This window comes from Geomonas anaerohicana, from assembly GCF_016458305.1.
Taxonomy (GTDB): domain Bacteria; phylum Desulfobacterota; class Desulfuromonadia; order Geobacterales; family Geobacteraceae; genus Geomonas; species Geomonas anaerohicana.
In genome coordinates this window covers 21,018-34,149 of sequence record NZ_JAEMHL010000013.1, presented here as the reverse complement: position 1 = coordinate 34,149, position 13,132 = coordinate 21,018, and the positions used below count along the sequence as shown (strand labels likewise).

13 protein-coding genes are annotated in these 13,132 nt (G+C 61.4%); 9 read left to right on the top strand and 4 right to left on the bottom strand.

Annotation, left to right across the window (positions count from 1 at the left end; translation table 11 throughout):
* The first annotated feature begins 106 nt into the window (after positions 1 to 106).
* The 3 genes from JFN91_RS18770 (at position 107) to JFN91_RS18760 (ending at position 2,873) form a co-directional block, all read left to right on the top strand.
* Complete coding sequence (locus JFN91_RS18770) at positions 107 to 1,516, top strand: phosphoglucomutase/phosphomannomutase family protein (protein WP_199390679.1); 1,410 nt, start codon at positions 107 to 109, stop codon at positions 1,514 to 1,516.
* 98 nt (positions 1,517 to 1,614) lie between these two features.
* On the top strand, positions 1,615 to 2,106 hold the full coding sequence (locus JFN91_RS18765) for a roadblock/LC7 domain-containing protein (protein WP_183343930.1): 492 nt from the start codon (positions 1,615 to 1,617) through the stop codon (positions 2,104 to 2,106).
* Between the two features lie 179 nt (positions 2,107 to 2,285).
* Positions 2,286 to 2,873 carry a GTP-binding protein gene (locus JFN91_RS18760; RefSeq protein WP_199390678.1) on the top strand — a complete coding sequence of 196 codons (588 nt, stop codon included), beginning with the start codon at positions 2,286 to 2,288 and terminating at the stop codon, positions 2,871 to 2,873.
* A 216-nt stretch (positions 2,874 to 3,089) separates the two neighbouring features.
* Here JFN91_RS18760 and uvrC read toward each other — a convergent pair whose 3' ends face one another.
* The 4 genes from uvrC to JFN91_RS18740 form a co-directional block, all read right to left on the bottom strand.
* Positions 3,090 to 4,925 carry an excinuclease ABC subunit UvrC gene (gene uvrC / locus JFN91_RS18755; RefSeq protein ID WP_199390677.1) on the bottom strand — a complete coding sequence of 612 codons (1,836 nt, stop codon included), beginning with the start codon at positions 4,923 to 4,925 and terminating at the stop codon, positions 3,090 to 3,092.
* A gap of 174 nt (positions 4,926 to 5,099) precedes the next feature.
* Positions 5,100 to 5,687, bottom strand: a complete 588-nt coding sequence (locus tag JFN91_RS22415) for an RNA recognition motif domain-containing protein (protein ID WP_199390676.1) — start codon at positions 5,685 to 5,687, stop codon at positions 5,100 to 5,102.
* An 83-nt stretch (positions 5,688 to 5,770) separates the two neighbouring features.
* Complete coding sequence (locus JFN91_RS18745) at positions 5,771 to 6,973, bottom strand: c-type heme family protein (RefSeq protein ID WP_199390675.1); 1,203 nt, start codon at positions 6,971 to 6,973, stop codon at positions 5,771 to 5,773.
* A gap of 385 nt (positions 6,974 to 7,358) precedes the next feature.
* A complete protein-coding gene (locus JFN91_RS18740) occupies positions 7,359 to 7,607 on the bottom strand; it encodes a cytochrome c3 family protein (RefSeq protein ID WP_199390674.1) in 249 nt (82 codons plus the stop codon).
* 207 nt (positions 7,608 to 7,814) lie between these two features.
* Between JFN91_RS18740 and JFN91_RS18735 the strand changes: the two genes are divergently transcribed.
* The 6 genes from JFN91_RS18735 (at position 7,815) to atpA (ending at position 13,128) form a co-directional block, all read left to right on the top strand.
* A complete protein-coding gene (locus tag JFN91_RS18735; protein ID WP_199390673.1) occupies positions 7,815 to 8,588 on the top strand; it encodes a ParA family protein in 774 nt (257 codons plus the stop codon).
* Entirely contained in the window at positions 8,581 to 9,420 is an 840-nt protein-coding gene (locus JFN91_RS18730) for a ParB/RepB/Spo0J family partition protein (protein ID WP_183343917.1), read from the top strand. Before JFN91_RS18735 ends, JFN91_RS18730 begins: the two co-directional genes overlap by 8 nt.
* A 612-nt stretch (positions 9,421 to 10,032) precedes the next feature.
* Positions 10,033 to 10,458, top strand: a complete 426-nt coding sequence (locus JFN91_RS18725; protein ID WP_199390672.1) for a F0F1 ATP synthase subunit B family protein — start codon at positions 10,033 to 10,035, stop codon at positions 10,456 to 10,458.
* A gap of 7 nt (positions 10,459 to 10,465) precedes the next feature.
* Entirely contained in the window at positions 10,466 to 11,071 is a 606-nt protein-coding gene (locus tag JFN91_RS18720; RefSeq protein WP_199390729.1) for a F0F1 ATP synthase subunit B family protein, read from the top strand.
* Positions 11,068 to 11,610, top strand: coding sequence for an ATP synthase F1 subunit delta (gene atpH, locus JFN91_RS18715; protein WP_183343913.1), 543 nt, complete (start codon positions 11,068 to 11,070; stop codon positions 11,608 to 11,610). The genes JFN91_RS18720 and atpH overlap by 4 nt, the downstream gene beginning before the upstream one ends.
* A 9-nt stretch (positions 11,611 to 11,619) precedes the next feature.
* Positions 11,620 to 13,128, top strand: coding sequence for a F0F1 ATP synthase subunit alpha (atpA, locus tag JFN91_RS18710; RefSeq protein ID WP_183343911.1), 1,509 nt, complete (start codon positions 11,620 to 11,622; stop codon positions 13,126 to 13,128).
* Positions 13,129 to 13,132 lie beyond the last annotated feature (4 nt).

Genomic DNA, 13,132 nt, shown 5'->3' with positions numbered 1-13,132 from the left:
CCCGGCTGCGGTCAACCACTTCGGCGCTTTTCCGGCAAGTAAGGGTTGACAGATCAAGCGCCGCCGTGGAAAATGCCCCATCATTAACGTTTATGGAGGATTGCTCTTGCAGATACAATTCGGCACCGATGGGTGGCGCGGCGTCATCGCCGACACCTTCACCTTTGAAAACCTTTCCCTGGTGGCGCAGGCCACCATGGATTATCTGCACAAGCAGGGTCTTGCGGGAAAAGGACTGGTGATCGGCTACGACCGCCGCTTCCTTTCCAAGGAGTTCGCCGAGCGCGTCGCCGCCATTGCGGCGGGCAACGGCATCAAGACCTGGCTCTCCCACGACTACGCAGCCACCCCAGCAGTCTCCTGGGCCGTCCACGAAAAAAAGGCCGGTGCCGGGGTCATGATCACGGCCAGCCACAACCCCCCGCGTTACAACGGCTTCAAGGTCAAAGAATCCTTCGGCGGTTCCGCACGTCCTTCCACCACCAAGGTGCTGGAGCAGATGGTGGCCGAGAACCAGGCCGCGTCGCGCCCGGTGCAGGCGCTGGCGCTCTCCGAGGCGCAGGCGAGCGGGCAGGTCGAACTGTTCGATGCCACCGCACCGTACCTGGCCCAGCTGGGGCGCTACGTCGACCTGGAACTGATCCGCTCCGCCTCCATCAAGGCAGTGGTCGACCCGATGTTCGGCGCCGGCTCCGGCCTGTTGCCGCTGCTGGTCCCGGGCATCGAGGAGATCCACGGTGCCGAGAATCCATCCTTCGGCGGGCATCCTCCCGAGCCCATCGCCGAGCACCTGGGCGAGTTGTCCGCGCTGGTTCAGGCCGGCAACTTCCAGGTAGGCCTGGCCCTGGATGGCGATGCCGACCGCATCGGCGCAGTCGACGAGACCGGCGAATTCTTCTCCTCGCACCGCATCTTCACCGTGCTGCTGCGCCACCTCTACGAGAGGAAAGGGGTGCGCGGCGCCGTGGTCAAGACGGTCTCCACCACCCAGATGATCGACCTGCTCGCCGCGAAGTACGGCCTGGAACTGTTCGAGACCCAGATCGGTTTCAAGCACATCTGCGAGATGATGCTGGAAAAGGACGTCCTGATGGGCGGGGAGGAATCCGGCGGTCTCGGCGTCAAGGGGCACATCCCGGAGCGCGACGGCATCCTGATGGCGCTCCTGCTCCTGGAGGCGATGGCCATGAGCGGCAAGGGACTGCGGGCGCTCCTGGAGGAGACCATGGACGAGATCGGCCACTTCCACTACTCCCGCATCGACCTTCCCATCGATCCGCAGGCGAAGCGGCAGCTCCTGGAGCGGATGCAGGAGGGGGGCATCACCAGCATCGCCGGCTTCACGGTCGCGCGACACAATTTCAGCGATGGTTTCAAGTTCATCTTCGAGGACGGAGCCTGGCTTTTGATACGTCCGTCGGGGACCGAACCGGTGCTCAGACTGTACAGCGAGGCGGGGGATCCGGAGAAGGTTGCCCTGCTTCTGAAGGCGGCGCGTGGCATAGCAAGCGTGTAAGGAGCGGTTATCGCTCAGGCAATTACCTTGAAATGGCGTAACGCTTCTGTTATAGAATAAGCTTCGCTGCAAAAGTACCCCCCACCAAGGAGACATTCATGTCGAATCCTCAGTTGATTATGTACGATGAGGAATTCAAACAGATAAACGTCGCGCTCGAGAAGCTGCTGCGCGAGGCCAATGCGAAGGTGATCTTCCTGGTGGACAAGAACGGCCAGCTGATCACCGGTTGCGGAGAGACCGAGCGCTTCGACACCACTTCGCTCGCCTCGCTCACCGCCGGCAACATCGCTGCCACTGGCGGCCTGGCCAAGCTGATCGGGGAAAAGGAGTTCTCCATCCTGTTCCACGAGGGTGAGAAGGACAACCTGCATATCTCCATCGTCGCCGGCCGAGTCATCCTGGTAGTACTCTTCGATACCCGCTCTTCGCTGGGGCTGGTTCGTCTGCGGGTCAAGAAAGCATCCGAGGAACTCACCGCCATCTTCAACCGTCTGCTCCAGAAGAACGAGGAGAAGGAGAAGAGCGGCGACAGCGAGTTCCCCTTCGCGGAAATCACCGACGACGATATCGACAACCTGTTCAGCTAATTGGCTCTCCCCCCCTCCCTAGACGGGAGGGGGACGGGGGGTGGGTGAAGCTGCCCTCGGCATCTAATGTGGCACCTTCCCCCCCACCCTAGCCCTCCCCCGCAAGGGGGAAGGGGACGAAGCAACTGGTCAGATGCGGATAGACAATGCAATGCATCAATAACAAGAGGTAATGTAGGATGTCCTTCATCAACTACGCTTCCCGTGAAATAAACTGCAAGATCGTCTACTACGGCCCGGGTCTGTGCGGCAAGACAACCAATCTCCAGTACGTCTACCAAAAAACCGCCGCCGACGCGAAAGGGAAGATGATCAGCCTCGCGACCGAGACCGAGCGCACCCTGTTCTTCGACTTCCTGCCGCTGGCCCTGGGCGAGATCCGCGGTTTCAAGACGCGCTTCCACCTGTACACCGTCCCCGGACAGGTCTTCTACGACGCTTCCCGTAAGCTGATCCTGAAGGGCGTGGACGGCGTCGTCTTCGTGGCCGACTCCCAGGAAGAGCGCATGGACGCCAACATCGAGAGCGTTGAGAACCTGCGCATCAACCTGATCGAGCAGGGGTACGACCTGGACAAGATTCCCTACGTGGTCCAGTACAACAAGCGCGATCTCCCCAACGTGGTCAGCGTCGAGGAACTGCGTCGCGAGCTGAACCCGACCAACGTTCCCGATTTCGAAGCCTGCGCCACCACCGGCGAAGGGGTCTTCGAGACCCTCAAGGCGATCGCCAAGCTGATCCTGTTCGACCTGAAGAAAGGGAAATAGCAGAAGCCGCCAGGGCGGCGGTGACAAGATAAAGAGAAGGGGGCGCCGGATAAACCGGCGCCCCCTTTGTTTTTGGTGGTCTCCCCTCGCCCTTTGGGAGAGGGGCGGGGATGAGGGCGGTCGCACAGGCAGGACCTTATCTTCGTGGCATCTCCCTCACCCGGCCTTCGGCCACCCTCTCCCGGAGGGAGAGGGGACTCTGCTCTCTAAACGGGCTCAAGTGCCTTTCTCCTCCTGGTGCAAATGTTCCCACAACGCCTTCGCCGCGGCCTCGGTCATCCCCGGTGCGCCCTTCAGTTCCTCCAGCGTCGCACCCTGCACCCCCCTCAAACTCCCGAAGTGCTTCAACAGCGCCTTCTTCCTCTTCAAGCCGATCCCCGGCACCTGGTCCAGTGAAGATCCGGTCAGGACCTTGCTGCGCACGGCTTTGTGGTAGGTGACGGCGAAGCGGTGCGCCTCGTCCCTGATGCGCGCCAGGAGCAATAGCGGCGCCGAACTCTGCCGGAGCGTGATCGGGTTCTTGCGCCCGGGGCGGAACACCCGCTCGTCACTCTTCGAGATCTCCTCGCTTTCCATGTCCCTGAAGGTGCGACTCTTGGCCAGGCCCGCAGCCTCGACCCCGGTCACACCCAGCTCGTCCAGTACCGCGTTCAGCACTCCCAGCTGCCCGAGGCCGCCATCGACCACGATCAGGTCAGGCTGCTCCTCGGTGGTCTCCGCCTTGAAGCGGCGCGACAGCACCTCGCGCATCATGGCGAAGTCGTCGGACTGAAGCACCCCCTTGATCCGGTAGCGCCGGTACAGGTTCTTGTCGGCCTTGCCGTCGATGAAGACGACCCGGCTCCCCACTGCCATCTCCCCCTGGATGTTGGAGATGTCGTAACACTCGATCCTTCTCGGCGTGCGGGAGAGGTGCAGCTTCTCGGCAAGCTCCGTCAACAGTGTCGCCGACGAGCTTTCCTTGGCCAGCCGCTCCTGCGCCGCCGTCTCCGCGTTTTTCTGGGCCAGCTTCACCATCTCCAGCTTGGGGCCGCGCTGCGGGGCGGCGATGATCACCTTCTTGCCCGCCTTCTCCGACAGGAGCTCTTCGAGCGGCCCCGGTTCCGGGATGGGAAACGGGATCAGCACCTGGGGGGGGAGCGGTGCGTCCAGGTCGTAGTACTCGTTCAGGAACGAGGCCAGCCCCTCCTCGGTCTCCAGCTCCCAATCGAAGAGGAAGGTCCGGCCGCCGGTCACCGTGCCGCCACGGATGTGCAAAAGGGCGATCTGCATCTGGTCCCCTTCGCGATGCAGGCCGAAGACGTCGCTGTCGCCACCTTGGGCCACCATCTTCTGGCGTTCCACCGTCACCTCGATGGCGCGCACCAGGTCGCGGTAGCGCGCCGCGTCCTCGTAGCGCATCTCCTGGCTGGCCTGGTTCATCTTCGCTTTGTACAGGCGGGCGATCTCGGTGTTCTTTCCTTCCAGGAACAGGGCCGCACCCTCGGCAAGAACGGCGTAATCCTCCTTGCTGATCAGGCCGCAGCAGGGGGCGGAGCATTGCTTGATCTGGTGGTAGAGGCAGGGGCGTTTGCGCGCCATGCAGGTCGCCAGCGGGTAGTGACGCAGCGGGAACATCTTGTAGAGCTGCTTCAGCACCTCCTTGGCCGCTGTGGCCGAGGAGTAGGGGCCGAAGTAGCGCGCGCCGTCAGAGGGAATCTTTCTTACCAGCGACAGGCGCGGGAACTCTTCTTTCATGTCCATGCGCAGAGAAAAGTAGGTCTTGTCGTCGCGCAGGTTGATGTTGTACTTCGGGCGGTGCTGCTTGATCAGCGTGTTTTCGAGGATCAGCGCTTCCTTTTCGGTGTCGGTGACCAGGTAGTCGACCGACTCGACCAGTTGCACCATGAAGCGGATATGGACGCGGGAATCGCGGGTGTCGCCGACGTAGGCGCGCACGCGGTTTCTCAGGTTGCGCGCCTTGCCGACGTAAATGACGGTGCCGTCCGAGGTCTTCATGAGGTAGACGCCGGGGGAGGTGGGGAAGTTCTTGATCATCTCCTGGGTTATCATGAGGCGTAGTATAGACGGTTGCTGGTTAGAAGGGAAGGTGGGACGTGCTAACGGTGGGCTTTCAGCTTCTCCCCCCGGAGGGGGGAGGTTGGGAGGGGGGGAGGGGCGGCTTAGGCTTTCCCCCTCCCCAGCCCTCCCCCTCCGGGGGAGGGAGAGGTTGATGGGTGAGATGGGTTAGCGCTTTCCGGTTCTGCTGCCGGACTTCGCGCCGGGCTTCGCGCCGTCGGGACGCGAGGCAGGCTTGGCTCCAGCGGGTTTCGCTGCCCCTGCCGGTCGGGCCGCTCCGGATTTGGCTGTTCCGGACTTGGCTGCTGTCGGTCTGGCCCCGGCAGGCTTGGCCGCGGGTTTGGCCCCGGCGGATTTAGTTGCAGGTTTAGCCGCCGGTTTTGCTGCAGGCTGTGCTGCCGCTGCCGCCGCGGCTGCCTTCTTCGCCGCGGCCTTTTTCTCCGCGGCCTCAATCTGCCACCTGGGGACACCCTTGGCGCCGCCACCGCCCGCCTTCATCTTCTGCGGGTTGGCGTAGGATACGGTGATGTGCTTGTCGATCAACCAGGCGCCGTCCAGGGAGTCGATGGCATCCCGCGCCTCAGCCTCGGTGGACATCCTGACGTAGCCGCACCCCTTGAACTGGCCGGTCTCCGGGTCCCGGATCAGGTGCATCGAGGTGACCGTGCCGGAAACGGCGAACAGCTTCTGCAACTCGTATTCGGTGACATCGTAGGACAGACTGCCTACGTAAAGTTCTTTACCTGCTTTTGCCATGGAATCTAACTCTCCTTGATTTTGTCGGCACACTCTAGCACAACACGCGACGGCACGGCAAAACTTTCTCTCTCTCCGCTGCTTTAGCCGCCGTTACGCTCCCGGAGGATGGCGGTGTAGAGCGGCTCCCGGTCTGCCTTGGAAGCTGAAACGACCATTTCGACGGTGACCGGTTTTCCTGTCGCGCTGATCACCCGCTGCCGCGTGGTCTCCTCCTTGAACTCGCCCGGCTGTTCGATCCGCTGCCGCAGTTTATCCCCCTGTTCCAGGAAATCGAAGATCGATTCGCCGAGCAGCATCTGTCGGTTGCGGCCGAAGAGGTCCTCCGCCTTCTCGTTGACGATGACCATCTTGCCGTCCTTGAGGAAGGTCACCACCGCCGAGGCGGCGACCTCGATGAAGCGGCGGTAGCGCTCGTCGGCCTCGCGCGACTGGACCGTGCGGTGGGAGAGTTCCTCCATCATCTCGTTGAAGGCCCCGATGAGCATGCCGATCTCGTCGCGGCTTCTTTGGGGGAGTTTTTCCTGGTAGTTGCCGGTGCGGGTGACATCGATGATCCGGTCCGAGAGGGCTTTCACCGGCTGGATGATCTGCCGGCTCATGATGATCCCCATCACGACGGTAACGATGAGGAACACCAGCCCGCGGGCCAGCAGGTCGAGTTTGAAGTTGGCCCCCAGTTGGGCGTACAGGTCCTTGACCGGGATGCTCACCGATACCGCGCCGATGACCTCGCCGACCTGGTAGTTGTAGGAGTAGTGCCCGGGGGGGAAGCGCTTCTTGACGAAGTCCGGCGCGCTTTGGTAGCTGCCGTGGCACCCCAGGCAGGAAGGGGTGGCCCGCATCGGCTGCAGGTAACGGAAGAAGCTGGTATCACCGCTTTGCACGATGTCGTAGCTTTCCGTGGTCGGGTTCTTGATGAATTTTTGCAGTTGAGCCGTCTCGTATGCATCCGGGCGGTTTTCCGGGTTGCGGTAGCGCAGCGACACCTGGCGCACGTAGAACTTGCTGTTCTGAGTGACGCGCTTGGCCACCTGGGTCGCCACTACCTGCGGCACCAGGCTGTAGTTCGTTTCCGGCTCGTTCTTCACCACCGACGACATGTACTCGCGGGTCTCGATGAGCTGCGTGGCGAAGCTGCGGGCGTTGTCCACCGCGAACCGGAGCACGAAGGCCTTCTGGCGATGATACAGGAACAGGCCGGAAGCGAGCAGGAGGGCGATCAGGAGTAGGGACATCAGGCCGAAGAACTTGGTGCGGATCGAGAAATCTGCCGGGCGGGTCATGCATCCTCCTGGAATTCATAGCACTGAAGGGGAAATTATAGCGGAGGAGGCAGAAGGTGCAAGGGAATCGGAGACTTATGCGGAGGGACAAAAAAACCTCTCTTTCTGGGAGAGGGGAGGGTGAGGGCGTCCCTGGTTCCCAAGCTCCAGCTTGGGAACCCCATATGACGCAAAGCTCCAGCTATAGTATCCGAGGGAAGCTGGAGCTTCTGAAAGGCTTTGCGTTCCCAAGGTGGACCTTGGGAACGAGATCAAAGACAAAAAAACCCTCTCCCTCTGGGAGAGGGGAGGGTGAGGGCGATGCGCGATGCGTCGTCGTGTCAGCCGGGAAAGAGGTGGCCGTTGCAGGTGTGCCCAACGTCGAACGTTGAACGTTGAACGTCCGTTATTTTTTATGGCACTCGAAGCAGATCTCTTCCGTCTCGCGCCGCTTGATCTGGGCGGCCTTGTCTTTGGGGATACCTTTGCCCATCAGCTTCTCGCCCATCTTGTGGCAGTCGAAGCAGTTCCTTCCTTTCAGCGCCTTGTGCATCTTCACCATCGCGGGGTTCTTGCTATGACAGACGTTGCACTCGAAGCCATAGGCGGCGGGGGCGACAAGCAGCAGCGACAGGACCAAAAGCGTTTTCTTCATGCGGGGACTCCTTCCATGATATCGGGCTACAGGCTTAATCAGCGCCGCCAGCATAAACCCCGACCGGTCCAGGCGCCTTGACCAAAGTCAAGGAACGCGTCGCGCCCTTCTCTGAGAAAACACTTTTCATAGCTCCGGCAGTATGGTAATTTTCCCTGCTTTGCATTTTCGGTAACACTCGGATCATTCACAAATCGAGAAGAAACTATGGCTAAGATCATCTGTGTGGCGAATCAAAAGGGTGGGGTGGGCAAGACCACGACGGCCGTGAACCTGTCGGCCTCGCTGGCCGTGGCCGAGCGCCGCGTGCTCCTGGTGGACATGGATCCGCAGGGGAACGCAGGAAGCGGCGTGGGCGCCGACAAGGACGTCCTCGAGGAAAGCATCTACGACGCCCTCATCGACGACGCGCCGGCATCGCGCATCGTCTTGAAGACGGAACTCCCCTACCTGCACCTCTTGCCGGCAACCTCCGACCTGGCCGGCGCCGAGCTGGAACTGGTCAGCGTCACCGACCGCGAGCGGAAGCTGAAGAAGATCCTGACCTCGCTCTCCGACTCCTACGACTACATCTTCATCGACTGCCCCCCTTCGCTGAACCTCCTCACCATCAACGCGATGACCGCGGCGCATTCCGTACTGATTCCGCTGCAGTGCGAGTTCTACGCCATGGAAGGGCTTTCGCAGATCCTCAAGACCATCAACCTGATCCAGCAGGGGCTGAACAAGTCGCTCTCCATCGAGGGGATCCTGCTCACCATGTTCGACGCCAGGAACAACCTGTCGCGCCAGGTCGGCGAGGAGATGCGCGCCCACTTCCCCAAGGAGACCCTGCAGACCGTGATCCCGAGGAACGTGAGGCTGTCCGAGGCACCGTCGCACGGCAAGCCCATCTGCCTGTACGACATCACCTCCAAGGGGGCGACCAGCTACATGGATCTGGCCAAGGAACTCATCGCGCGCGAGGTGTCGCATGGTTAAAAAAATGGGTCTGGGCAAGGGGATGGGGGCGCTGCTCCCGGTCGTGGAGGATCACGGCAAGAAGTACTTCTCCTGCCCCATCGAAGACATAAAGCCCAACAAGGAACAGCCCCGGAAGACTTTCGTCAACGAGAAGCTCGAGGAGCTGGCCGCCTCCATCCGCGAGAAGGGGATCATCCAGCCCCTGGTGGTGGTCAAGAAGGCGGGTCACTACGAGCTGATCGCCGGCGAGCGCCGCTGGCGCGCCGCCCAGAAGGCGGGCCTCCGGGAAGTGCCGGTGGTCATCCAGGACGTCTCGGAGGAGACCGCCCTGGAGATGGCGCTCATCGAGAACATCCAGCGCGAGGACCTGAACGCGGTCGAAGAGGCCGAGGCGTACCACGCGCTTTTGGAGCGGTTCTCCCTGTCCCAGGAGGAGCTGGCCAAGCGCGTCGGCAAGGAGCGCTCCACCATCGCCAACGCGCTGCGTCTTTTGCGCCTTCCGGCGGAGATCAAGCGCGACGTGGCCGAGGACCGCATTTCCATGGGGCACGCCCGCGCCCTGTTGACCCTCGAGGACGTCGAGGAGCAGAAGGCGGTGCGCGACGAGATCGTCAAGGGGCACCTGTCGGTGCGCGAGACCGAGGCGCTGGTAAAGCGCAGGAAGGCCGGTCCGCCCAAGAAGGCCGCCAAACCGTCGCTCGATCCGGACCAGAAGGACCTCGTGGACCGCATGCAGCGCCACTTCGCCGCCAAGGTCGCCCTCAAGCGTTCCGGGCGCGGCGGCAAGCTGGAGATCAGCTTCGGCGACATGAAGGAGCTGACCCGCATCGTGGAGCTGTTGAACCTCTAGGCGCGCGCACGCTTGCGTTCCGCTTTTCCCAGCTCCATCCCAACTTCCCCCTTTCGCAAAGGGGGATTGAGGGGGATTTAACGCTGTGGCAACCGAGGCTGCTGTGGCCGCCTCGGCTAAATCCCCCCTGACCCCCCTTTTACAAGGGGGGAAACCTTGGTTCGCATGCAGCGCTTTGTGGCAGCATGTTCCATGGCGGCACCATACTCCCTTTCACAGGGACAGGGCGGATGCATGATCTTTTTCGCACCTTGGGTGACGCTTCTTCCTTTTTCCTCAGCACCACCTGCCGCACCTGTTTCAGATCCACCCCCGCAAGGGGAAGCAAATCGAACATCGTTCCAAATGTCATACACGATGCTGTCTACAAAACCCGCGCTAACACTCGGTTCGCGGTGTTGTGACAGTCCCGGGATGCCCCGACTGGCACAGCTTTGAGACCGCAAAACACCGAAGTTAGGCCTTGTGTAAGTGTATACAATTCTTCGCTCAAACGGATAAATCGCTTGACACAAAAAGCATTTATGTGATAGCAATCACCTGTTTTGCGCGGACCCATTCACAGTCTGAAGGCGTATACGCCTTTAAAAATGTTCGAATAGAGGTGGTTTGGTGATCAATTTAGACATCGCATTTGTATTCCAGCTGGTGAACTTCCTGGTGCTGGTACTGCTCCTGAACGTCTTCCTCTACAAGCCGATCAGGAAACAGCTCGCCGACCGCGCCGCCCAGATCAACGGGGCGAAGCAGAAAAGCGCCGAAGTCGACAGGGAAGTGCAGGAGAAGCTGGCCAGCTACGAGGCACGCATGCGCGAAATCCGCGCCGGTGCTGCCGACGAGCGTGGTGCCCTGAAGAAGGAGGCCCAGCAGCAGGAGGCCGCCATCCTCGACAAGGCGCGTGCCGAAGCTACCGAGTCCCTTTCCGCCATCAAGGCCAAGGTGGCCCAGGAGGCCGAAGAGGCACGTCGCATGCTGACCGCAAGCGCCGAGACCCTGTCCTCCGAAATCTGCGAAAAAGTTCTCGGGAGGAGTCTCTAGCATGCATATGAACAAGAAGCTCATCGTTTCCCTGCTCACGGTCGGCGCGATCATCGCCCTGGCTTCCCTCGGTTTCGCCGAGGAGGCCGCCGAGCACGCAGGCGCCGCACACGAAGGGGGCCACCAGGCCGCACAGATGAAGGACTTCATGTGGCGCTGCATCGACTTCGCCGCACTGGTCGCCATCGCTGTCTGGGCTCTCAAGAAGGCCGACGTGAAAGGCACCCTGGCCGCTCGTCGCGCCGGCATCGAGAAGACCCTGCAGGAAGCGGTCGCCGCCAAGGAAGCCGCCGAGAAGAAATTCGCCGAGTACTCCCAGCGCCTGGACCAGGCCAACCAGGAGATCGAGGTGATTTCCGCCAACATGAAGCGTGAGGGTGAGCTCGAGAAAGAGCGCATCATCGCCGAAGCCAAGGACGCCGCAGCCCGCATCAAGGCTCAGGCCGAGGCCGCAGCGGCCCAGGAAGTCCTCAAGGCGAAAGACGAGCTCCGCGCCGAGGCAGCACGCCTCGCGGTCGAGCTGGCCGAGCAGAAGATCAAGCAGAACATTGCAAAAGGCGACCAGGACAAGCTGGTGGGCGACTATATCTCCAAGGTGGTGACTCTACATTGAGTACTAACGCTATTGCCAAACGTTACGCCAAGGCACTCGTGCAGATTGGCTCGGAAGCAGGGAGCGTGGAAGGGTTCAACGGCGAACTGTCCCGCTTCAGCACTGTCCTGACCGACAGCCGCGAGCTTTCGGCGATCTTCGCCAACCCTGCCTACGGCATCGAAGAGAAGAAAGAGATCCTCAAGGACCTGGTGGCGAAACTCTCCATCTCCCCGATGATCTCCAACCTGATGATGCTCCTCCTCGAGCGCGGCCGCCTCTCGGTGCTGCCGCAGATCGCGGAGAACTACGGCGTCTTCGCCGACGAGCTCTCCGGCGTGATCAGGCCGACCCTCTCCTCCGGGCTGCCGCTGGACGCGGCCCAGGTCGAGGAGATCAAGGGCGCCCTGGCCAAGTCGACCGGTAAAAAGGTTGAACTCAAGGTTGTGGTTGATCCGTCGCTCATCGGCGGTGTGGTAACGCAGATCGGCGACAAGGTATTCGACGGCTCGGTAAGGACTCAGTTAGCTAACATTCAGGATATATTACAGAAGGGGTGAGACGGTTCTATGGAAATCAAAGCGGAAGAAATCAGCGAGATTATCAGGAAGCAGATCAAGGAGTACGGCAAGGAAGTGGCGGTAGCCGAAACCGGCACCATCATCTCCATCGGTGACGGTATTGCCCGTATCCACGGTCTTGACAAGGCGATGGCAGGCGAGCTCCTCGAGTTCCCGCACGGCATCACCGGCATGTGCCTCAACCTTGAGGAAGACAACGTCGGCGCCGCGATCCTCGGTGAGTTCTCCGAGATCAAGGAAGGCGACAGCGTCAAGCGTACCGGCAGGATCGTTGAGGTCCCGGTAGGCCAGGCTCTGGTCGGCCGCGTGGTCAACGCTATCGGCCAGCCGATCGACGGCCTCGGCCCGATCAACACCGACACCTTCGGTAAGGTGGAAGTGAAGGCCCCCGGTATCGTCAAGCGTAAGTCGGTTCACCAGCCGATGCAGACCGGCCTCAAGGCGATCGACTCCATGGTTCCGATCGGGCGTGGCCAGCGCGAGCTGATCATCGGCGACCGTCAGACCGGCAAGACCGCCGTCGCGATCGACACCATCATCAACCAGAAGGGTGGCGACGTCGTCTGCATCTACGTCGCAATCGGCCAGAAGCGTTCCACGGTCGCCCAGGTTGTTTCCAAGCTCAAAGAGCACGGCGCCATGGACTACACCATCGTCGTCGCCGCTACCGCTTCCGAGCCGGCACCGCTGCAGTTCATCGCACCGTACACCGGCGTCACCATGGGCGAGTTCTTCCGCGACGCCGGCAAGCACGCCCTGATCATCTACGATGACCTCTCCAAGCAGGCCGTCGCTTACCGCCAGCTCTCCCTGCTGCTCCGTCGTCCGCCGGGGCGCGAAGCTTACCCGGGCGACGTATTCTACCTCCACAGCCGTCTCCTCGAGCGTGCGTGCAAGGTATCCGACGAGTGCGGCGCAGGCTCCCTGACCGCTCTGCCGGTCATCGAGACCCAGGCAGGTGACGTTTCGGCCTACATCCCGACCAACGTTATCTCCATCACCGACGGCCAGATCTACCTGGAGAGCGACCTGTTCTACTCCGGCGTACGCCCGGCCATCAACGTCGGTCTGTCCGTATCCCGCGTCGGCGGTTCCGCACAGCTGAAGTCCATGAAGCAGGTTGCCGGTACCCTCCGTCTGGCTCTCGCTCAGTACCGCGAGATGGCAGCGTTCGCACAGTTCGGCTCCGACCTCGACAAGGCCACCCAGATGCAGCTCGCTCGTGGTGCCCGCCTGGTCGAGATCCTCAAGCAGCCGCAGTACAAGCCGCTCTCCAACGAGAAGCAGGTTCTGGTCATCTTCGCCGCCAACAACGGCTACGTCGACGACTACCCGGTCAACTCGCTGGGCAAGTACGAGCAGGAACTCTACGCATTCTTCGACGCCAGGAAAGCGGACGTCCTCGCCACCCTGCGCGACAAGAAGGCTATCGACGACGACCTGAAAGCTCAGATCATCGCCGGCCTCGAAGAGTTCAAGAAGGAATTTACTGCCTAAACCA

What these genes read in the sequence shown, in the direction of transcription:
- JFN91_RS18730 (WP_183343917.1), top strand. Translation starts at nt 8,581, where the DNA reads ATGGTTAAAAAAATGGGTCTGGGCAAGGGGATGGGGGCGCTGCTCCCG.
- JFN91_RS18735 (WP_199390673.1), top strand. Translation starts at nt 7,815, where the DNA reads ATGGCTAAGATCATCTGTGTGGCGAATCAAAAGGGTGGGGTGGGCAAG.
- JFN91_RS22415 (WP_199390676.1), bottom strand. Translation starts at nt 5,687, where the DNA reads ATGGCAAAAGCAGGTAAAGAACTTTACGTAGGCAGTCTGTCCTACGAT.
- JFN91_RS18765 (WP_183343930.1), top strand. Translation starts at nt 1,615, where the DNA reads ATGTCGAATCCTCAGTTGATTATGTACGATGAGGAATTCAAACAGATA.
- atpA (WP_183343911.1), top strand. Translation starts at nt 11,620, where the DNA reads ATGGAAATCAAAGCGGAAGAAATCAGCGAGATTATCAGGAAGCAGATC.
- JFN91_RS18740 (WP_199390674.1), bottom strand. Translation starts at nt 7,607, where the DNA reads ATGAAGAAAACGCTTTTGGTCCTGTCGCTGCTGCTTGTCGCCCCCGCC.
- uvrC (WP_199390677.1), bottom strand. Translation starts at nt 4,925, where the DNA reads ATGATAACCCAGGAGATGATCAAGAACTTCCCCACCTCCCCCGGCGTC.
- JFN91_RS18720 (WP_199390729.1), top strand. Translation starts at nt 10,466, where the DNA reads ATGAACAAGAAGCTCATCGTTTCCCTGCTCACGGTCGGCGCGATCATC.
- JFN91_RS18745 (WP_199390675.1), bottom strand. Translation starts at nt 6,973, where the DNA reads ATGACCCGCCCGGCAGATTTCTCGATCCGCACCAAGTTCTTCGGCCTG.
- JFN91_RS18760 (WP_199390678.1), top strand. Translation starts at nt 2,286, where the DNA reads ATGTCCTTCATCAACTACGCTTCCCGTGAAATAAACTGCAAGATCGTC.